19 protein-coding genes are annotated in these 20,726 nt (G+C 62.5%); 14 read left to right on the top strand and 5 right to left on the bottom strand.

The genetic code is table 11. From position 1 onward, the window contains the following. The first annotated feature begins 138 nt into the window (after nt 1-138). On the top strand, nt 139-1,275 hold the full coding sequence (asnA, locus tag LAN37_13855; GenBank protein MBZ5648294.1) for an aspartate--ammonia ligase: 1,137 nt from the start codon (nt 139-141) through the stop codon (nt 1,273-1,275). Between the two features lie 41 nt (nt 1,276-1,316). Here the strand turns inward: asnA and LAN37_13850 are convergent, their stop codons facing one another. Both LAN37_13850 and LAN37_13845 read right to left on the bottom strand, forming a co-directional pair. Then, nucleotides 1,317-1,979, bottom strand: coding sequence for a CDP-alcohol phosphatidyltransferase family protein (locus LAN37_13850; GenBank protein MBZ5648293.1), 663 nt, complete (start codon nt 1,977-1,979; stop codon nt 1,317-1,319). Then, entirely contained in the window at nt 1,979-2,449 is a 471-nt protein-coding gene (locus LAN37_13845) for a transcription elongation factor GreA (GenBank protein ID MBZ5648292.1), read from the bottom strand. Before LAN37_13845 ends, LAN37_13850 begins: the two co-directional genes overlap by 1 nt. A 292-nt stretch (nt 2,450-2,741) precedes the next feature. On the opposite strand from LAN37_13845, the gene LAN37_13840 reads away from it, so the two are divergent. Then, nucleotides 2,742-3,272, top strand: a complete 531-nt coding sequence (locus LAN37_13840; protein MBZ5648291.1) for a CarD family transcriptional regulator — start codon at nt 2,742-2,744, stop codon at nt 3,270-3,272. Nucleotides 3,273-3,315: 43 nt separating this feature from the next. Here LAN37_13840 and ruvX read toward each other — a convergent pair whose 3' ends face one another. Beyond that, nucleotides 3,316-3,780, bottom strand: a complete 465-nt coding sequence (ruvX, locus tag LAN37_13835) for a Holliday junction resolvase RuvX (GenBank protein MBZ5648290.1) — start codon at nt 3,778-3,780, stop codon at nt 3,316-3,318. A 28-nt stretch (nt 3,781-3,808) separates the two neighbouring features. On the opposite strand from ruvX, the gene LAN37_13830 reads away from it, so the two are divergent. The 9 genes from LAN37_13830 to pyrH all read left to right on the top strand — a co-directional run bounded on the left by LAN37_13830 (nt 3,809) and on the right by pyrH (nt 12,069). Beyond that, complete coding sequence (locus tag LAN37_13830) at nt 3,809-4,936, top strand: AI-2E family transporter (protein MBZ5648289.1); 1,128 nt, start codon at nt 3,809-3,811, stop codon at nt 4,934-4,936. A gap of 20 nt (nt 4,937-4,956) precedes the next feature. Then, on the top strand, nt 4,957-5,931 hold the full coding sequence (gene mltG, locus LAN37_13825; protein ID MBZ5648288.1) for an endolytic transglycosylase MltG: 975 nt from the start codon (nt 4,957-4,959) through the stop codon (nt 5,929-5,931). 116 nt (nt 5,932-6,047) lie between these two features. Beyond that, nucleotides 6,048-7,010, top strand: coding sequence for a DUF4292 domain-containing protein (locus LAN37_13820; protein MBZ5648287.1), 963 nt, complete (start codon nt 6,048-6,050; stop codon nt 7,008-7,010). 111 nt (nt 7,011-7,121) lie between these two features. Next, entirely contained in the window at nt 7,122-8,225 is a 1,104-nt protein-coding gene (locus LAN37_13815) for an ABC transporter permease (GenBank protein MBZ5648286.1), read from the top strand. A 284-nt stretch (nt 8,226-8,509) separates the two neighbouring features. Further along, nucleotides 8,510-8,953: a 50S ribosomal protein L13 gene (gene rplM, locus LAN37_13810; GenBank protein ID MBZ5648285.1), complete on the top strand. Its 444-nt coding sequence runs from the start codon at nt 8,510-8,512 to the stop codon at nt 8,951-8,953. 67 nt (nt 8,954-9,020) lie between these two features. After that, nucleotides 9,021-9,416 carry a 30S ribosomal protein S9 gene (gene rpsI, locus LAN37_13805; protein MBZ5648284.1) on the top strand — a complete coding sequence of 132 codons (396 nt, stop codon included), beginning with the start codon at nt 9,021-9,023 and terminating at the stop codon, nt 9,414-9,416. 156 nt (nt 9,417-9,572) lie between these two features. Next, nucleotides 9,573-10,463: a 30S ribosomal protein S2 gene (gene rpsB, locus LAN37_13800; protein ID MBZ5648283.1), complete on the top strand. Its 891-nt coding sequence runs from the start codon at nt 9,573-9,575 to the stop codon at nt 10,461-10,463. 149 nt (nt 10,464-10,612) lie between these two features. Continuing rightward, nucleotides 10,613-11,254, top strand: a complete 642-nt coding sequence (tsf, locus tag LAN37_13795) for a translation elongation factor Ts (GenBank protein ID MBZ5648282.1) — start codon at nt 10,613-10,615, stop codon at nt 11,252-11,254. A 101-nt stretch (nt 11,255-11,355) separates the two neighbouring features. Beyond that, nucleotides 11,356-12,069, top strand: coding sequence for a UMP kinase (pyrH, locus tag LAN37_13790; GenBank protein ID MBZ5648281.1), 714 nt, complete (start codon nt 11,356-11,358; stop codon nt 12,067-12,069). A 65-nt stretch (nt 12,070-12,134) separates the two neighbouring features. On the opposite strand, the gene frr is transcribed toward pyrH, so the two are convergent. After that, nucleotides 12,135-12,722, bottom strand: a complete 588-nt coding sequence (gene frr, locus LAN37_13785; protein MBZ5648280.1) for a ribosome recycling factor — start codon at nt 12,720-12,722, stop codon at nt 12,135-12,137. Nucleotides 12,723-12,841: 119 nt separating this feature from the next. Between frr and LAN37_13780 the strand changes: the two genes are divergently transcribed. The 3 genes from LAN37_13780 to LAN37_13770 all read left to right on the top strand — a co-directional run bounded on the left by LAN37_13780 (nt 12,842) and on the right by LAN37_13770 (nt 18,698). Then, complete coding sequence (locus tag LAN37_13780; GenBank protein MBZ5648279.1) at nt 12,842-14,935, top strand: molybdopterin-dependent oxidoreductase; 2,094 nt, start codon at nt 12,842-12,844, stop codon at nt 14,933-14,935. 126 nt (nt 14,936-15,061) lie between these two features. Continuing rightward, entirely contained in the window at nt 15,062-17,842 is a 2,781-nt protein-coding gene (bamA, locus tag LAN37_13775) for an outer membrane protein assembly factor BamA (GenBank protein MBZ5648278.1), read from the top strand. A 181-nt stretch (nt 17,843-18,023) separates the two neighbouring features. Continuing rightward, nucleotides 18,024-18,698 (top strand): OmpH family outer membrane protein, encoded by a 675-nt coding sequence (locus LAN37_13770; protein MBZ5648277.1) that lies wholly within the window; start codon nt 18,024-18,026, stop codon nt 18,696-18,698. Between the two features lie 42 nt (nt 18,699-18,740). Here LAN37_13770 and LAN37_13765 read toward each other — a convergent pair whose 3' ends face one another. Next, the gene (locus tag LAN37_13765; GenBank protein ID MBZ5648276.1) at nt 18,741-20,693 is read right to left on the bottom strand and encodes a DUF4910 domain-containing protein; all 1,953 of its coding nucleotides are present in this window, start codon (nt 20,691-20,693) and stop codon (nt 18,741-18,743) included. Nucleotides 20,694-20,726: the final 33 nt, after the last annotated feature.

The raw sequence follows: 20,726 nt of genomic DNA, 5'->3' as shown, positions 1-20,726 counted from the left end.
GGCCGCGGCGTCCACTAGTCTGTTACAGACCCCCGAGTTTCCTCGCCGGCCGACCGGCCGGTACCTGGCACCGCATCGCGGGCGGAAGCCCGCGTTGGGGGGCTGCGAGATCAACGCTCAACCGGAGGAAAGGTCCTTATGGCTACCGCAACGAAGGTCGCCGACCTGGCTGGCCCGGGTATCGGCACTTATGAAGAAGTCGAACGCATTCTTCCTACCGATTACCGCTCGCTCCTCACCCCCAAAGAGACGCAGAAGGCCATCTTCGCCGTCAAGAACTACATAGAAGAGAACCTCTGCAAGGAACTGAACCTCATGATGGTCACGGTGCCGCTGATCGTGGACACCGAGAGCGGGGTCAACGACCTGCTGGACCGCGACGGCTCGCGCACCCCCATCCAGTTCCACATCTCCAACGATTACAACAAGCACCCCATCGACGCCCAGGTGGTGCAGGCGGCGACCAAGTGGAAGCGCGTCGCGCTGAAGCAGTTCGGCATGCAGGTGGGCGAAGGCCTGTGCACCGACATGCGCGCCGTGCGCAAGGACTATTTCCTCGATCACGACCACTCCTGCTACGTGGACCAGTGGGATTGGGAGCGAGTCATCGCGCCGGAGCAGCGCAATCTCGCCTTCCTGAAGGACATCGTGCGCAAGATCTGGAAGGTGCTCAAGGGCGCCGAGACCTTCGCGCAGGAACTCTTTCCCCAACTCAAGACCAGCAAGTACCCCGACCTGCCGGGCGAGCTGAAGTTCCTTCACGCCGAGGAGATCCTTGACATGTACCCCGACCTGCCGCGCAAGCAGCGCGAGACCGCGGTGCTACAGAAGTACCCCGCGATCTTCATCATCGGGATCGGATGGACGCTGAAGGACGGCTACCCGCACGAAATGCGCGCCGCCGACTACGACGACTGGGTCACCGAGACCCGTACGGAAGACGGCAGGCCCATGCACGGCTTGAACGGCGACATCCTGGTGTGGAACCCCGTGACCAAGCGGCGCCACGAGCTGACCTCGATGGGCATCCGGGTCAACCCGGAGACCCTGCGCCGGCAGCTCGAGCTGACCAAGCAGCTCGACATGCTGAAGTTTCCCTACCACCAGGCGATCACGAAGATGGAGATCCCGCTCTCCATCGGCGGCGGCATCGGTCAGGCGCGCACCCTGATGCTCCTGCTCCGCAAAGCACATCTCGGCGAGGTCACGGTCACGGTGTGGCCGAGGATCCTCAAAGACATGTGCGCGAAGAAGAACATCTTCGTGCTGGAGTAGCTTGGTTTGTGGGATACGGGCCGCGCGTCGCGCGGCCTTCTTTATTGCTCGGTGAGCGCCGGGTTGGGTTCCGGCGTGGGCAGCGTGGTCTGCGCCTGCTTTAGCAACTGGCTCTGCTTGTAGGTGTAGCTGATGCGGTGGATCACGGTGAAGGTCGAGAGCACGGCGATCACCCACAGCACTGGGGCCATGCGGTTGAAGAGCGCGCCGATGAGCACCAGCACGATGCGCTCCGGCCGCTCCATGAACCCGACCTTGCAGCTCCCGATCAGCGACTCGGCGCGGGCGCGCGCGTAGCTCACCATCACCGAACTGGTCATCACGAACGCCACCAGCACCACGTAGAAGAAACGGTTGGCGCGGGCGTAGTAAACCAGCAGGCCGAAGAACAGCGCCACGTCACTGTAGCGGTCGATGATCGAGTCGAAGAAGCCGCCAAAGGCGGTCACTTGCCCGGTGGCGCGGGCGACCCGCCCGTCCACCATGTCGAAGATGCCGGCGCCGATGATCACCAGCCCGGCGTAGAGGAACAAGCGCTGCGTGTTCTCGCCGGTGGCGTAGCCGAACAACACCGCGGCGATGATGTTGATGACCAGCCCCAGGAAGGTCAGGATGTTCGGATTGATGCGGGTGAGGGCAAGCCCGTGCACGATCTTGTACAGCAATACGCGGCATGCCCGTCCGAATGCTCCCGTCCAGCTCATCAGGCCTCGTCGTGGATGGTGCTCAACTTCAAAACCTCGAGTTCGCGTTTTCCGTTGGGGGTGACCACGACAGCGGTGTCGCCTTCTTTCTTTCCCATCAGGGCCCGCCCGATGGGGGACGTGGTCGAGATGAGGCCCTTGGTCACGTCGGATTCCTCGCTGGTAACCAGCTTGTACTCGATCTTCTCCTCCTTGGAGGAATCGTAGACCACAACGGTCGAACCGAAGGCCACCTTGTCCCTGGGGATGTTGGACAGGTTGACCAGGGACAGCTCGGCCATCCGCTTCTTGAGCTGGCCCAGGCGGGCGCGGACGTACTCCTGCCTCTGCTTGGCCATGTGGTACTCGGCGTTCTCGCTCAAGTCGCCCATGGCGACAGCCTTCTTCAATTCCTTGGGAAGCTCGTGGTTCAGTTCGTACTCGAGCGTCTGGATCTCTTCTTCCAGTTTCTTCTTGATATGTTCCGGCATACAACCCTGTCCGCCCGGTTCGGGTGCTGAAAAACTGGGTTCGCAGACCCCGGAAGGCGGTGACCAAGAATGTACGGGGGCACCCGCCCCCCTGACAGCATCCTAGGATTATAGCGCCCGTCGCCGCTGGCCGGGCCCAGGGTGCCTTTCCTGCTGTGCAAAAATCAGCTAACTCTATGAATTTCAGTAACTTGTTCGTGGCACCTCATTTGACGGATGGGTCTGAGTGTCCTATAATCAAAATCGGTATTCAGACGTTCTCCCGTGTTTTCCCTCATTACGGGTGCCCCGCATGAATGGTGATTTAAGTTTCCGCGTAGGTGACAAAGTCGTTTACCCCAATCACGGCGTAGGGGTGATTGAGCAGATCAGCAGCAGGACGTTCGGAGCCACGGTCGAGAAGTACTACCTCCTTAACATCAAGTCCAGCAGCCTGAAAGTCATGGTGCCGTTCCAGAATGTAGCCAGCGTCGGCCTGCGCCGCGTGGTCAAGAACGGCGACGTGCAGAAGATCCTTGAGTACCTCATCACCGGCAAATGCGACAACCACAGCGACTGGAAGTACCGCTTCAAGGAGAACTCCGAGAAGATGCGCACCGGGTCGCTGATGGATGTCGCGGAAGTCCTGAAGAGCCTGCTCCTGCTGAACCAGACCAAGCCGCTCTCGTTCCGTGAAAAGAAGATGCTGGAACGGGCCCGCTATTTGCTGGTGAGCGAGCTGGCCCTGGCCAGAAACGTAGTCGAGCCGGACGTGGAAGACCTGCTGTCCAAGACTCTGGCCAAGTGCAAGCTGAAGTTCCCCGAAGTCACCGCGGAGGCATAAGCCGGTTTTCCCGAATTCTCAGGCCGGGCCGAGAGGTCCGGCCCTATCTTTTTCGCGAAGCGCGGGATTCGAGGAAGTTCTGCAGGATCAGCACGGCGGCCATTCGGTCCACCGCCTGGGCACGCTTCTGGATGCTGAGTTCTGCCTCACGCAGGACCCGGTTGGCTTCCGCCGAGGTCAGCCGCTCGTCCCAGAGGTGGACGGGTAGGCCGAACCGGCGGCGGAGTTCATCGGCGAAAGCGGACATCTTCTCCGATTGGACCCCTTCAGCCCCGCTCATCCGCAGGGGCAGCCCCACCACCAGCTCGCGGACGTCATACTGGCGGATGATCCTTTCCAGCCTCTCCAGGTCGGTGCGCTTGTTCTTGCGCTGGAGAGTCTCCAGACCTTGGGCGGTGATGCCCAGGGGGTCGGAAACCGCGAGCCCGATCCTCCGGGTTCCGACGTCCAGCGCCAGGATGCGGCTGGAAAGCTCCGATGGCACCTGGAAAGTATAGTCCGGGGACATCTCACTTCATTGTAGGATTAGACGCCTGATGCCCGATCCCGTTGAACACGCCGGACAGCAGTTGATGGGAGCGCCCGTACGGCGGACTCCCATGGTGGAGGGGCCTGCGCCACCTCCGGAGCCTGTCCAGGCCCAGACCGCCGCCCTGGTCATCATCGCCATCGCCGTGGTGCTCACCATCTGCTACATCGCGAAGTTGGTGCTGATCACCATATTCCTGTCTCTCCTGCTGGCATTCGTGCTCGTCCCCGTCGTGGAGTTCTTCGAGCGCTTCCGTGTCCCGCATGCGGTGGGTGCGTTGCTCGCCGTAATTCTCGTTCTGGCGGTGGTGTACGGCCTGACCTACTTGTCCTACGCCAAGGCCGTCGATTTCCTGCGCGAGTTGCCCCGGTACTCGGCCAAGATCCGGGGACACGTGATGAAGTTCCAGCAGCAGGCGCACGAGATCCAGAAAACCACCGAGGAGGTACTGCCCGAGACCCCGGAGGAGAAGGCCACGGTCAGGGTGACGCAGCAGACCAACTGGACCGACACCTTGACCCGCGGCGCTGGCGCGGTCTGGGAAGCCCTCCTGACCGTCTCCTTCATCCCCTTCCTCACCTATTTCATGCTGACCTGGCAGGAGCATGCGCGCGCCGCCACCGTCATGCTTTTTAAGATGGAGAACCGTAACACCGCCTATGTGACGCTGGGGCGCATCTCCAAGATGATCCGCGCCTTTATCGTGGGCAATCTGGTGATCGGCCTGTTCATGTCGGTCTTGAGCCTCTTCGTCTTCGCCGTCGTGGGGCTGCCGTACTTTTACTTTTTGGGCGTGATCAGCGGCTTCCTGAGCCTGGTCCCGTACCTTGGGGTGCCGCTCGCGATCGTGCCACCCATCGTCGCGGGGCTGGGACAACTGAGCGGCGCCGGCATCGTGGCCATCGTGCTGACCGTGCTCGCGCTGCACCTGTTCGCCATCAATGTGCTGTATCCCAAGCTGATCGGGCGCCGCCTCCAGCTCAATCCTCTGGTGGTCACGATGTCGCTGCTCATCTGGGGATGGATCTGGGGAGCGATGGGGCTCATCCTCGCCGTTCCCATCACCGCAGCCATGAAGATCATCTTCGACCACGTGGAGAGTATGCGTCCGTACGGCACGTGGCTGGGCGAGTAGTCCGGTAAACTGGTCCCCTGGTGCGCGTCCTTTTCAAACTCTTTCTCCTGATCGTGCTCCTGATTGGGGCGTGGCTCGCCTACGGCCTCCTGCTCCCTACCGGTCCTTCGGCGGAGAAGTTTGTGATGCTGCGCCCGGGCGCGAGCGGGCGCTCCATCGCGCACAAGCTCGTAGACGAGGGGGTCATCCGCAACGCCCCGGCGTTCTTGCTCCTGCACGCAGTCCGGCGCCGCTCGCTCAAGGCGGGGGAGTACCGCTTCGATCATCCCGCCACGGCGCTCGAGACCTACGATCGCCTGGCTCGGGGCGACATCCACGTGCGCACGGTGGTCGTTCCCGAGGGCTACAACATCTTCGATATCGCCAACGCCATCGAACTGGCGGGCTTGGGCTCGAAGCAGGACTTCCTGAAGATCGCGCTTGATCCAACCATGATCCGCGACCTCGACCCGCTGGCGCCTTCGCTCGAGGGGTTCCTCTTCCCCGACACCTACGAATTCACGCGCACTCAGTCGCTGCGCGACATCGCGACCGCCATGACTCGGCGCTTCCGCCAGGAGGCCAAGTCCATCGACCTGACCGGTGACCTCCACCGCGTGGTGACCATGGCCTCGATCGTGGAAAAGGAAACGGCGGCGCCGGAGGAGCGGCCTCTGGTTGCCGGCGTGTACTTCAACCGCATCGCGCGCCGCATGGGCCTCGACGCCGATCCCAGCGTGGCCTATGCCTCGCTGCTCGCCGGCCGCTACACGGGGGTGATTCACGCCTCCGATCTCCAGCTCGACTCGCAGTACAACACCTACAAGTACGCCGGCCTGCCGCCGGGCCCGATTGCGAATCCCGGCCGCACGGCCCTGCTTGCGGCCTTGCATCCCGCCGACACCGACTACCTGTACTTCGTCAGCGACAACCAGGGGCGCCACCGCTTCGCCAGGACGCTGGATGAGCACTCTCGCAACGTGGCCTCGTACCGGCGGGGCCAGGGAGCGCGCTGATGGAACACACCATCCCCGTCAACGACCACTTCGGGAACCGGCTCGAGTTCCTGGAATCGTGCGCTGCAGACTGACGTCTGCCGACTGGCGTCTGTATACTCTCTGTTTTGCTTCCAATGGTCAGGCAATCCAACCTCTCAGGTTTTCGGCTCGTGGTGGTGCTGGCGGGTGTGCTGCCGCTGACCGGGTGCTTGTTCCGCACCCGCCGAGTGGAGCACCAGGTTTCGACCGCGATCGTCCAGGAGGCCACACAGGCCGACCTGATTGACAAGATCAACCGCTCGGCAGAACGCATCAAGACATTGAACGCTACGGTGGACATCGACACCGACGTGGGCGGCGCAAGGAAGGGCAAGGTCACCGAATACCAGGAAATCCGCGGCTTCGTGCTGGTACGCAAGCCGGCAATGCTGCGCATGATCGGGCTATTCCCCATCGTGCGCAACCGCGCGTTCGACATGGTGAGCGACGGCCAGACCTTCCGCCTCTCCATTCCTGCCAAGAACAAGTTTTACGTGGGGCGCAACGACGTGGTCCATCCTTCGAAGCAGCCGCTCGAGAACCTGCGTCCGCAGCACATCATGGACGCCTTGCTGGTGCAGGCCATCGACCCCCGGAACGAGGTGGCGGTCGTGGAATCGACCACGGAAACGCTACGCGATCCTAAGACGCGGAAACTGGTGGACCAACCCAACTACACCGTGGTGGTCGTGGCCCGCGACGAAGCCGGGTGGTTCCTGTCGCGCAAGATCGTGCTCCGCCGTGTCGATCTCCAGCCCAACCGGCAGATCGTGTATGACAAGCTGGGAAACGTCGCCACCGACGCGCGCTACGAGGACTACCGGGAATTTGACGGCTCCTACTTCCCGGCGCAGATCATCATCAACCGGCCGCAGGAGGAGTACTCGATCACCCTGTCGGTGGTCAAGCTGAAGCTCAACGAACCGCTCACTGACGACCAGTTCGACCTGCCGCAACCGGCGGGAGCGCAGGTCGTGCGGCTGGATGTGCCGGCCTCCGACCGGGCCTCCGATGGCAATGGGATGAAGAAACCTCCACCGCTACAGCCACCGAAATGATTGCTCGGAAGCGAGGTGTGGCAGGCGGCAGTGGCCGGTACAGGATGAACGACACGCTCCGGCCGCCTACCCGCTACCGCCTATTTCGTCCTCCCTGTATCCTGAAAGACCATGAATAAGATGGTAGTGGCCAATCTTGTGCACCGGCCCCTCCGCTCGGTGATCTCGATCGTCGCGGTCGCGGTCGAGGTCACTCTCATCCTGCTGATGGTGGGGTTGGCGCTCGGCCTGCTGGACGACGCCAAGGAGCGGCAGAAGGGCATCGGCGCCGACGTGATGGTTCAGCCGCCCGGGTCCTCGTTTCTGAGCGGCATCACCGGCGCGCCCGTCTCGACCAAGGTGGCCAAGGTCCTGCACAAGGTGCCGCACGTGGAGGTGGTTTCACCGGTCATCACCCAGCTCAGCACTGCGGGCACCGTCGAGGTCATCTATGGCATCGATCTCGATTCCTTCCAGTCGCTGGGGGGATCCTTCCGCTATCTCGCCGGCGGGCCATTCACCGGTCCCGACTCGATCATCGTGGACGACTTTTTCGCCCAATCGAAACACGTGAAGGTGGGCGACCGGATCGAGGTGCTCAACCACGAGTTCACTGTTACCGGAATCGTCGAACACGGCAAGGGCGCGCGCAAGTTCCTGCCCATCGGCGCCCTCCAGGACCTGGTCGGAGCGCAGGGAAAGGCCTCGATCTTCTACGTCAAGCTCGACGATCCCAATAACGCGGACGCCGTCGCCGCCCAGATCAAACAGATCCCCGGCATGGAGAAATACGTCATCCGCTCGCTGCGCGAGTATCTCTCGCTCATGACCATGGGGCATATTCCCGGGCTCTCCATTTTCATTGACGTGGTCATCGGCGTGGCCGTGATCATCGGATTCATCGTTATCTTCCAGGCGATGTACACCGCGGTGATGGAGCGCACGCGCGAGATCGGTATCCTGAAATCGCTGGGCGCTTCGAAGTTCTACATCGTCAACGTGGTGTTGCGGGAGACGGTGCTGCTGGCGATCTTTGGGATCATCCTCGGCATCCTAGTCAGCTACACCGCCCGGGCCGCGATCGTGGAGCACTTCCCCACTTTGCGGATGGCCGTGCCCAGACACTGGATCCTGCGCGCGACCCTGATCGCCATCGTTGGCGCGGTGCTGGGCGCCATCTATCCGGCCTTTAAAGCGGCGCAAAAAGACCCGATCGACGCTCTCGCTTATGAATAGGTTCCCTTGAGATTTTCTGGGCGGTCTCGGCGGTCACATCTTCGACGGGCGCTACCTCGGGGCCGGGCCCCCGTTCCGGGAACCGCTTTGGAAACGATTTGAGGACCCGCGAACTTGTCATTGCGAGTACGCAAACCGGGTCCGCGCGTTGACAGTCCGCGGTGGCGTCCGGTATCCTTAAGACCTTGTTGCCCCGCTAGTTGCCCGCCTTGGGCCCTCTCGCGCACCGTGAGAGGTCGTCCCCAGCGGTCTTCTTAAGCGTTATTTCTGGGAGAGTCTTTCGCATGTCAACCTATTTCCCCAAAGAGGGGGAAATTGCGCGCAAGTGGTACGTCGTAGATGGCACCGGGCAGACGCTCGGCCGCCTGGCGACGCGTGTCGCAAGCATCCTCGCTGGTAAAGAAAGCACCAAGTACACGCCTTTCATCGACGCCGGCGATCACGTGGTCGTGATCAACGCGGACAAGGTTCGCCTCACCGGCATGAAGGCCGAGAACAAGGTCTATCACCACTACACCGGCTTCCCGGGCGGCCTGCGCACCGAGGAGTACAAGAAGCGCTTTGCGCGCAAGCCCGAGGGCGTCGTGCAGGATGCCATCGTCGGCATGCTGCCGCACACCAAGCTCGGCCGCGCGATGGCCAAGAAGTTGAAAGTCTATCGCGGCGACCAGCATCCGCACGCGGCGCAGAAGCCCGAGGCTCTGGCGCTGGATCGCAAGCGGGCATAGGGTTCTTGAAGTTCGATCTTATGGAAAGGTCTTAGCTAGCAGCCAGTCGCTAGCAGCTAGAAGCCAAATGGCAGATCAGGTTCAGTACTACGGAACGGGACGTCGGAAGTCGAGCGTGGCTCGCGTGTATCTGCGACCCGGCGACGGCCAAGTCACGGTGAATGGCCGTGCCTTTAACGAATACTTTGTCACCGATGCGCAGCGCAACGAAGCCAAGCAGCCGCTGGTCCTGAGCGAGACCGCGGGCACGTTCAACGTGGTCGCCAATGTTTCCGGCGGCGGCGTGAACGGGCAGGCCGGAGCGGTTAAGCTGGGCGTGGCGCGGGCCTTGCTGGTATTCAACGGCGAGCTGCGCAAGAAGCTCAAGGCCGAGGGCTTATTGTCCCGCGACTCGCGCGGCAAGGAGCGCAAGAAGTACGGGCAGAAGGGCGCCCGCAAGCGCTTCCAGTTCAGCAAGCGCTAAAGTTTGCTGCCCTCGCCGCTGGTCCCGGAGGCGATGGTAGTTGCGGTTCAACCTGGGACCAAATTTTCCTGCCGCCCACAGGGCGTGCGGGCGACGGGAATGAATCCCGAGCGGGCCGTGCCGCCGCGAAGGATGCAATCCGAATAAGGAGGTTGATTGGCGAACATCACCATGAAGGAGCTGCTCGAAGCGGGCGTCCACTTCGGGCACCAGACCAAGCGCTGGAACCCCAAGATGAAGGATTTCATCTTCGGCGAGCGCAACGGGATCTACATCATCGATCTTCAGAAGACCCTGAAGATGTTCAAGGACGCCAGCAAGTACGTCCAGGACCTGGCCGCCGAAGGCAAAGTGGTCCTGTTCGTGGGCACCAAGCGGCAGGCGCAGGACGCGATCGCCGAAGAGGCGACGCGCTGCGGCATGTTCTTCATCAATCAGCGCTGGCTGGGCGGGCTGCTGACCAACTGGGTCACGGTCCAGAAATCGGTCAAGCGGCTCAAGGAGCTAGATGACATGGCCACCGACGGCCGCTACGAGCTGCTGCCCAAGAAAGAAGTCATCAAGCTGGAGCGCGAGCGCAAGCATCTGCAGGCCAACTTGGCTGGCATCAAGAACATGAACAAGCTGCCCGACGCGATCTTCGTCATCGACTCCAACAAGGAGCAGATCGCGGTGCGCGAGGCGCGCAAGCTGGGCATCCCGGTGGTGGCCGTGGTGGACACCAACTGCGACCCCAGCGAAGTGGATTACGTGATCCCCGGCAACGACGACGCGCTGCGCGCCATCCGGCTGTTCGCCAGCAAGGTTGCTGAGTCCATCATCGAGGGCTCGCAGGCCGCGACGGACAAACAGGGCGTTCCCGGCGCCGAGGTCGCCCCCTCGGAGGCGCCCGCCGCCAGCGAAGGCGAGGCTCCGGCGGAAGGCGCCGTGGCTGCCGTGGGAGAGAATGTGGACATGGCGGAAGTGCTGGGAGGCTCGGTCCGCAAGAGCCCCGCGACGGCCGCCGAGTCCGAGGAACCGGAAGCCCGCCACGCGGAAACGCACTGATCGGCGCTGTATCGGTTTTCCAGATGTTCCGACCCGCGCCTGGCAAGCCGACGCGGGTCAATTCATGTCGGGGCGTGTGCGTCGTGACGCCGCGCCCACGAATCTAATCTGAAGCGAAAGGTTGTTAGGCAATCATGGGTACGACAGCTATGAACATCTCCGCCGCACAGGTAAAGGAGCTCCGCGACAAGACCGGCGCTCCCATGATGGACTGCAAGCACGCCCTGACCGAAGCCAAGGGCGACATCGAGCAGGCTATCGTCGTGCTGCGCAAGAAGGGCGTAGCGACCGCTGCCAAGAAGTCCTCGCGCGCCACCAGCGAGGGCTCGGTCGCCAGCTACATCCACGCCGGAGGCAAGATCGGCGTGCTGGTCGAGGTCAACTGCGAGAGCGACTTCGTCGCCCGCACCGACGACTTCCAGGCGCTGCTGCACGACCTGGCCATGCACATCGCCGCCAGCGACCCGAAGTACGTCCGCAAGGAGGATGTCACGCCCGAGGATTATGAGCGCGAGAAGGACATCTACCGCTCCCAGGCGGCCTCCACCGGAAAGCCGGCCAACGTGGTGGAAAAGATCGTCGAGGGCAAGATGAGCAAGTTCTATGAGGAAGTCTGCCTGTACGACCAGCCCTTCATCAAGGAGCAGACCATCTCGGTGTCGCAGCTCATCGCCAGCAAGATCGGCAAGCTGGGCGAGAATATCTCGGTCCGGCGCTTCGCCCGCTTCAAGGTGGGCGAGCCCGCCGCCACGATCGCCTTCAGCAAGCCCGCTGGCGAGCAAAAGCCCTAGTAGAAGTAGACTGGGCCATGGAATCAGGGCCGTGCCGCAGGGCACGGCCTTTCTCTTTGTGCGCGCTCCAGCCCCTTCCTTCGGGGTTTATACTTAACGCGATGGCACTGGCATTCAAACGCATCCTGCTGAAGCTCTCTGGCGAGGCGCTGGCCGCCGAGAAGGGGTTCGGCATCGACTCCCAGCGAATTGCCGAGATCGCGGCCGAGCTAAGAGAAGTGCGCGACCTGGGGGTGGAGATCGCGATCGTCGTCGGCGGCGGCAACTTCTTCCGCGGCGTGGCCGAGCAAGCCAAAGACATGGACCGCGTCTCCGCCGACCAGATGGGTATGTTGGCCACTGTCATCAACGCACTCGCGCTTCAGGACGCGCTGGAAAAAGTCGGCGCCTTCACCCGCGTGCAGTCGGCCATCGAGATGAACGAGATCTGCGAGCCCTTCATCCGCCGCCGCGCCCTCCGCCACCTGGAGAAAGGACGCATCGTGATCTTTGCCGCCGGCACCGGCAACCCTTACTTCTCCACCGACTCCGCCGCCGCCCTGCGCGCCAACGAGATCAAGGCCGACGTGATCATGAAGGCCACGAAGGTCGAAGGCATCTACGACGCCGACCCCGTCCGCGTGAAAGACGCCAAAATGTTCGACCACATCAGCTACATGGACGTAGTGAAGAAGGGTTTGAAGGTGATGGACCTGACCGCCATCACCATGTGCCAGGAAAACAATATCCCCATCGTCATCTTCAACCTCAACAAGCGCGGCAACATCAAGCGCGTCGTGACAGGCGAGAAGGTCGGGTCGCTGATCAACGCTTAGGTTCCACCTGCCAGGAAGAAGGCTCGCCCGAGGGCGAGCTTTCTGTCCTGCAGAGAGAATGCAGGTCACACCTGCATCACTTCCTTCTCTTTCGCCTTGCTTAGCTCTTCCATCTTCTTGATCTCGTCGTCGGTGAGCTTCTGGAGCTCATCGTGGGAGCGGCGGTCCTCGTCCTCGGTGATCTTCTTGTCCTTGAGCGCCTTTTTGATGCTCTCGTTGCCGTCACGGCGGATGTTGCGCACTGCGGTGCGGTGTTCTTCCAGGGCCTTGTGCAGGTGCTTGACCATCTCCTTGCGGCGTTCCTCGGTGAGCGCGGGCACGGGCACGCGGATGATCTTGCCGTCGTTCATCGGGTTGAGTCCGAGGTCGGCGGTGCGGATGGCCTTCTCGATGGCCACCAGGGCGGAAGGGTCGAACGGAGTCACGGTGAGTAACTGCGCTTCGGGAGCGTGTACCTGCGACACCTGGTTCAGCGGCAACTCCGAGCCGTAGTACTCCACGCGGACGCCGTCCAGCATGTGCACCGACGCGCGGCCGGTGCGGGTCGCCGCCAGCTCCTTACGGAAGTCTTCCACCGCCTTGTCCATGCGGGTGCGAAGTTGGAGGAACGCTTCTTTGAGAGCGGGGATCGACGCCATGGTTGCCTGGGCCATTTCAGTAGCCGCCTCGACTGAGATTCAAAACCCTGGATTATAGCTAAACGCAGCGATGTGCGAGCAGTGAGGGGCGATAACGGCGCGGAAATCCGTATAATCATCCCTCGGGGGAGAGGATGAAGCGGATCGTCCATGGCGCGTGCCCGCACGATTGCCCGGACGCCTGCGGTGTGCTCATCACCGTCGAGGACGGCCGGGCGACGAAGATCAAGGGCGATCCGGCGCATCCGGTCACGCGCGGTTTCCTCTGCGCCAAGGTGGCGAAGTACCTGGACCGCGTCTATTCGCCCGATCGCGTGCTTTACCCCATGCGGCGCAAGGGGAAGAAAGGCGGCGGGACGAAAAGCGCCGCCGACTTTGAGCGCATCACCTGGGACGCCGCGCTCGACGAGATCTGCACCCGCTTCCGCGCCATCACCACAGAGTTCGGACCCGAGGCCATCCTTCCCTACTCTTACGGCGGCACGGTGGGCGTGCTCAACAACGCCTCCATGGACCGGCGCTTCTTCCATCGCCTGGGCGCGTCGCAACTGGACCGCACCATCTGCTCTTCGGCGGGGACCGAAGGCATCGTGTCCGTCCTCGGAGTGAAGCTGGGCACCGAGCCAGAGCAATTTCGCCATTCGCAGTACATCATCGCGTGGGGCGCGAACATCCACGGTAACAACGTCCACCTCTGGCCGTTCATCGAGGAGGCGCGGCGCAAGGGCGCGAAGCTGGTGGTCATCGACCCCTACAAGACGCGCACCGCCGCCTGCGCCGACTGGTATCTGCCGATCAATCCCGGGACGGATGTGGCGCTGGCGCTCGGCCTCATGCACGTCATCATCGGCGAGGACCTGTACGACGCCGATTACGTGGCCAGATACACCGTCGGCTTCGAACAGCTTCGCGAGCGAGTGAAGGAGTACAGCCCGCAGCGCGTCGCCCAGTGGACGGGCATCGCGGCCGACGACGTGGTAAAGCTGGCGCGCGAGTATGCCACCGTACGTCCGGCGGCGATCCGCCTCAACTACGGCATTCAGCGGTGCGACAGCGGCGGCACGGCCGTGCGCACTGTCACTATGCTGCCTTGCATCACCGGATCGTGGAAAGAAGTCGGCGGCGGCCTCCAGCTCTCGACCGGGGGCGCGTACGCCCTCGATCGCGCGCACCTCGAGCGCCCTGACCTGATGAATGTGGCGCTGGGACGCCCCGCGCGCGTCATCAACATGATCGAGATCGGCAAGGTACTGAACACGGTCGCCGATCCGCCGGTGAAGGCCGTCGTCGTTTACAACTCGAACCCGGTGGCGGTCGCGCCCAACCACCACGAGGTGGTGCGCGGTTTCGCGCGCCCAGACCTGTTCACCGTCGTGCACGAGCAGTTCTTCACCGATACAGCGGATTACGCCGACATCGTCCTGCCCGCAACCACGTTCTTCGAACATAAGGAGCTGCAGACCGGGTACGGGCATTACTTCGTGCAGATCTCGAACGCGGCCATAGACCCGATCGGCGAGTGCCGCTCGAACTTCGACTTGTTCCGCGAACTTGGGCAGCGCATGGGGTTCGCCGAAGACTGCTTCCGCGAAAGCGTGGACGCGGCCATCGACGCCACACTCTCGAGCGGGCACGCTTGGGTGAAGGGGATCGATCGCCAACGATTGGAGCGCGAGGGCCACGTGCGCCTGCATCTCGGCGATGGGCCGTTCCTCCCCTTTGCCCTCGGCAACTTCGCCACACCGAGCGGGAAAGCCGAACTCTACAACGAGCGCCTTGCCGCGCACGGCCTGGATCCGGTGGCGGCATTCAAACCGTCCCCAGAATCGCGCCACGTGCCCGAAGCCGCGCGTTTCCCTCTCGAACTGCTGGGCCGCAAGGCCGACAACTTTCTAAATTCCACCTTCTGCAACCTTCCTTCCCTGCAACCGATGGAGGAACGCGAACTCCTGGAGATGAGCCAGGCCGACGCCGGGGTGCGCGGCATCCGCGACGGCGATCCCGTCCGCGTTTTCAACCGCCGCGGCGAGGTGCGCCTGACCGCTCGCGTGAACGGAGCGGTGCGTGCGGGAGTGGTTGCCGCCCGGCTGAACTGGGCCAAACTCTCGGCCCAGGGGAAGAACATCAACGTGCTCACCTCGGACCGCGTGGCCGACATGGGCGGCGGCCCGGTGTTTTACTCTGCGCTGGTCGAGGTGGAGCGCGTAACCCCGGCAGCGCGTCGCTAGTCAATCGACTGTGACTCTTCTATAATCACCGTTTCTTCGATCCCAGACTGAGGGTGTCCTATTTTCGGTTCTCATCAGGAAGTGCCTGTGATTCCCACGGGCGCCACCAAATCCCTGCTTCTGGCAGTGCTCGGCCTCCTGTTTCTGCTGACGGGGACTTCCGTATCCCAGCAACAGCTCATCGAGGGAATCCGCATCCACGGCAACCGGCGCATCCCGGCCGAGACCATGCGCGCCCGCATTTTCACCCGCGAAGGCGACGTCTATGACGAAGCCGCTCTGCAGCGCGATTTCGCCTCCCTGTGGAATACCGGGTACTTCGAGGACCTGCGGATCGAGCGCGAGGACAGCGCCAAGGGCTACATCATCCACTTCTACGTCAAAGAGAAGCCCACCATCCGCGAAATCAATTACCAGGGTCTGAACTCGGTCTCGCAGAGCGACGTGCTCGATCGCTTCAAGGAGCGCAAGGTCGGGCTGACGGTCGAGAACCAGTACGATCCCACCAAGATCAAAAGGGCCGAGGTCGTGCTCAAAGAGCTCCTGTCCGAGCACGGCCGCCAGTTCGCGACCATCCGACCGGAAGTGAGACCCATCCCGCCCGCGGCCGTGGCCGTGACCTTCATCGTCAACGAAGGCCCCAAGGTGAAGGTCGGGAAGATCAGCTTCGAAGGCAACAACACGGTGAGCGGCCGTTACTTGCGGGACGCGATGAAGAACCTGAAGCCGATCGGGATCCCGCACTCGATCATCCTGGAAAACGTCTTTTCCCGCACCTACGACGCGACCAAGCTCCAGGAGGACACCGAACGTGTCCGCGACGCCTACCAGCAGAAGGGCTTTTTCAAGGCCCTGGTGCAGGACCCCAAGACTCAGATCCGCGACACCGCTCCCGGCTTCCCCTGGCTTTTTCGCAAAGGTGGCGGCAAGGCCGTGGACATCACGATTCCGGTCGAGGAAGGGGCGCGCTTCCGCCTGGCGGCCATCACCTTCAAGAACAACAAGGCGGTGACCAGCGTTGCCTTGCTTCGCCGCCTCTTCCCCATGAAGGACGGAGAACTATTCAACACCACCATGGTGCGCAAGGGCCTGAAAAACCTGCGCGATGCCTACGGTGAACTTGGCTACATCAACTTCACGGCTGTTCCCGACACCAAGATCGACGACGAAAAGCACCTGATCACGCTGGACATCGACGTCGATGAGGGCAAGCCTTTCTACGTGCGCCGCATCGAGTTCCAGGGCAATACCACGACGCGCGACAAGGTCATCCGCCGCGAATTGGCCCTGGAGGAAGGCAACGTTTACAACAGCAAGTACTGGGAGCTGAGCCTCCTCCGCCTCAATCAGCTCAATTACTTCGAGCCGCTCAAACCCGACCAGGATTCCGACATCAAGCAGAACAACCAGGAAAGCACGGTCGATATCACGCTCAAGGTCAAGGAAAAGGGCAAGAACTCGATCGGTCTCACCGGTGGCGTCAGCGGTCTGGCCGGGTCGTTCGTCGGCCTCAACTACCAGACGAACAACTTCCTGGGACTGGGTGAGACGTTGACCGTGGACTTCAATATTGGTAGCTATCAGCGGAACCTCACCTTCGGCTTCACCGAGCCGTACGCCTTCGATCGCCCGCTCCAACTGGGATTCACGGTGTTCAGCACCAAGTACGAATACAACCAGGCACAGCAGGTGAGCCTGGCGTCTGGCCAGCAGGTCAACCTGCCCCAGAATGTGCTCGACACTCTCCAGGACTACAGCCAGTCCAGCACCGGCTTCACCGCCAGCGCCAGCTACGCGCTCCGGCGGTCGTTCAAGCGCATAGGTATCACATACTCGATCGACCGCACGTCGGTGACCACGTTCAGCACCGCGTCGCAGCAGTTGTTCGAGAACCTCGCCTTCCGCGGCTTTTCCGGACCGAACGCCCTGGAAGGCGTGATCACCAGCAAGGTGATCCCGTCGTTCTCCTTCAGCACCATTGACAGCCCGATGCACCCCACCCGGGGTCGGAGCGTGTACCTGGCGACCGAGATCGCCGGACTGGGTGGCAACGTGCGCGACATCCGCCCGGTCGTCGAATTCAAGCGTTGGACCCCCATGAAGGGGATCAAGCCGAATTCCGACGGACACCAGACCTTGGGCTTCCGCGTCCAAGGCTCGTTTATCACGGGGTTCGGCGGCCTTGTGGCCCCGCCATTCCAGCGCATGTATCTGGGGGGCGACAACGACCTCCGCGGTTTCGACATCCGCACGGTCGGCCCGTACGGCTTCATCGTCCAGAATTTCAACGTGAACCTGACGAACCCAGACGGCACCGCCGTTCTGCGGGACCCCAGCAACCCGCGCCTGGGTGCGGTCACGGTGCCCGTACCCATCTACAGCATCGTGATTCCTGGCGGCGACACCAGCGTCATCTCGAACGTCGAATACCGTATGCCCATCGCCGGCCCGGTGACGCTCGCCGCCTTCATGGACTTCGGAATGAACATGATCCTGCGTAACTCGCAGTTGCGCGTCTCCGACCAGACGCTGACAGCCCTGAACACGACGGCGTTCGGCTGCCCCTCTCTGGACGTCACCTTCAGTTGCGCTGGGGGCACGCTATTGGGCCCATTCGCACCTGACCTCAAGATCGTCAGCGGCTCGAATTACGTCCCGCGGATGTCCACGGGCCTGGAATTCCAGGTCTTGATGCCGGTGGTCAATGCACCGATGCGCGTTTACTACGCGTGGAACCCGCTCATCCTGAACTCGATCGCGACGCCGCCGTTCCTCATCACCCGGGCCATGTTTCCGCCGGGCGGAGCCGGGGATTTTACCTTCCAGCAGTTGCAGCAGCAGGCCTCCGGATTCAAATTGGTGGAGCCGCGCCACACCTTCCGCTTCAGCGTAGCCACGACGTTCTAAGGGGCCTTGCTGGTTTGACGCTGGCTCCGCAGTAGCTCTATAATTGTGTGCACTCGCAGCATCTGCGAGATTTTTTCGGGTCCCCGGCTCATCCGGCCGCGCAGCTAGCCCATGCCGCTGTAGTCCCGAAAGGTTTCCGAGGTTTCCCGAAGATTCTCCTAAGGAGCTCAAAGCACATCCGATGACACGCAAGCTCACTCCCGCAGTCCTAGTGACGGCCGTCATTCTCTCGCTGGCCGCCTTTGCGCAGACGGGCAGCGCCGCTGCCAATCCCGCTCCAACCACCACTCCCGCTGCAGTCTCGACCAAGGTGGGGATCATCGATTTTCAGCGCGCCGTGGTCGCGACCAATGAAGGGCAGCGCGAATTCGAAGCCCTGCAGAAGAAGTTCGACCCCAAGCAGCAGGAGCTGAAGAACCAGAGCGACGAGGTGGAGAACCTCAAGAAACAGCTCCAGACCCAGGGCGACAAGCTGAATGACGACGCCCGCGCCAGTCTGACCCGGTCCATCGATACCAAGCAAAAGACCCTGCAACGCAATCTGGAAGATGCGCAGGCCGAGGCGCAGCGCGAGCAGAACGAGCTCTTCGGCAAGGTCGGCGCCAAGGTCTATAAGACCCTGGAGAAGTACGCGCAGGCCAACGCCTTCACCGTGATCCTGAACTACACGGCGGGCGATCCGCAGAGCCCCCTGCTGTGGGCAGTGCCCCAGGTGGACGTGACCAAGGAAGTGGTGGACGCCTACAACCGCGACTCCGGCGTCGCGCCGCCTGCTAGCCCCAAAGCTCCGACCTCGACGTCGCGCCCGACCGCACCCAAGGCACCTGCGGCTACGACCACTCCGCCGAAGAAGTAACCGTTCTCCGACCCGAAAGGCCGCCGGGAACGGCGGCCTTTCTTATTTGAGCGCGACCAGCTTGCGGTCGGCGAGGATCTTCACCAACCGATCCACCCACGCCTGATCGAAGGGCATCAGGTACTCGGCGGAGAGCATTCCCGCGATGTCGGCGGTCGAGCGGTGGCCGTCCATGAAATTCACCGTTTCATAGACGAGCAGATCAAAGGTCGGTTTCGTCGGTAAGCTTTCCAAGAAGGAGGCGAATCTCGCGTCCTGCTCCTCCCACCAGTTCTTGTCGTCGCCGGTGAGGTCTTCCAGCGCGATCGGCGCGATGGGCGGGAGCGTGAGGCGGCGGGGCCCTGTGCCATGGATCGGCTCCACAATCGAGGCCCAATCGAGCGGGGCGGTGAGTGGCGCTTGCGCATCCTTGTTGCGGAAGGCAGTGACTCGGTAATCGTGCCGTACATTCAACTCAGTCAGCCTTCTCTCCTGTACTTGCCATCTCGCTGAGGCTTCGTCGATCGCGCGTTTATTCATGCGCAGCCACTCATCCGAGCCGGCGCTCGCCATAAATTCCGCCGCCGCGCTTGCCATCGTGCCCACGCGCAGCAGCTCGCTGGCGTCGGTCTTGTCCACCGTGTCTTCGCTGGTATGGTGCGTCCAGTCGGGATCGTGCCCGAGCATGGTCGAGGGAATGCCGAGGCCGAGGAACATGTCGTGGTCACTGCCCTGGACGTAGGGAACGACTTCGGTCGGCCAGTAGTTGTGCGTGCCGGTGGGCGCAAACAGGTTGGCCTCGCGTGTCTGCTGGAGAACATCTTCCATGAGCGCGTCCAGGAATGACGGCACCGAATCCGGAGTGCGCGTGAAATAGAAGCGGCCATTGGTCTTGACCGTGTCTTCACCGACCATGTCCATGTTGATGTCGGCGATGGCGCACGTCACCTTCGCAGGCGCAGGGCGCGGGTCGTCCCACGGGCCGCAGCGGCGCACTTCGGGATGGGAAGCCAGGTACGCGATGGTTCCGTAGTATTCGGGAACCCAAATGAAGTGGATGGTCCGGCGCGGCGCCGGGATTCTCCCTCCCTTGATCAGTACGCTCAGCGTGCGCGCCATCTCGATCATGGCCGCCGAGCCACTGGCATTGTCGTTGGCGCTCCACTTGGGATGGTCGAGGTGCCCGGTGATCAGGACTTCTTCATCCGGCTTCTCGCTGCCGCGGATCCAGGAATGCACCAGCGTGAGCTGGCCGGGGACGTAGCTGGCGTCGATCTTCCCGCGCACGCGCACCGGCCCCTTCTTCATTAACTTTTGAAGCTCGCCGTACTGCGCCGCCGAGATCATGAACCCGCCGCGCGTCCTGTCCTCTTCTCCGGCGCGCGGCCATACGCCGTTGTAGCGGACCATGAAGGGATGCTCCGGCCGATCGTCGGCGCGCGGGTAGATGACAACACCGACAGCACCACGCTTGACCACCGCCTCCCGCACCACGTCGCCCGCGTAGCCGGAAGCGAGCGCGACCTTGCCGCTCAGATCATTGCCCTGGTAGTCGCTGTCGCGGGTACCGGCGCCGACATCCACCAACTCTCCCGACCACTCGCCCCCCTTGGAATACGTGGCGACGCACATGGGCGCGTCGGAGTAACGGCAAAGGCGGTAGGGCTTGAAGTCAGCGCCAGGCGCCGCTTCCACCCAGAGCTCGCCGCCGCGCATGTCCCATCCCATGGGCGATAGGAAAGTGGCGTACTTCCTGGCGCCGTCGGATGGAAGCTGCTCGATCATGGCTTCGATCCCGTAGCTGTGCAGTTTCGCGAGCACCACCTTCCCGGCCACGTCCGCCATCATGGGGCTGCCTTGGATGCGGTGGTATTCGATGATGGCGCGGATGTTCTCTTGCGCGTTCTCGCCGGAGTATTCCCGCGAGACAGCCTGAAAGACGTCTTGCTTGACCAGGTGCTGCGCCGCCGCGGAAACGGCGATCAGCAAAAAGAGGCAGAGGACGCGGAATCTCATGCGCGACAGACTACACGATGCCCGCCCGGGCCG

It is taken from the genome of Terriglobia bacterium, assembly GCA_020073495.1.
Lineage (GTDB): Bacteria > Acidobacteriota > Terriglobia > Terriglobales > Acidobacteriaceae > JAIQFD01.
This window is presented reverse-complemented; position numbering and strand designations above follow the sequence as displayed.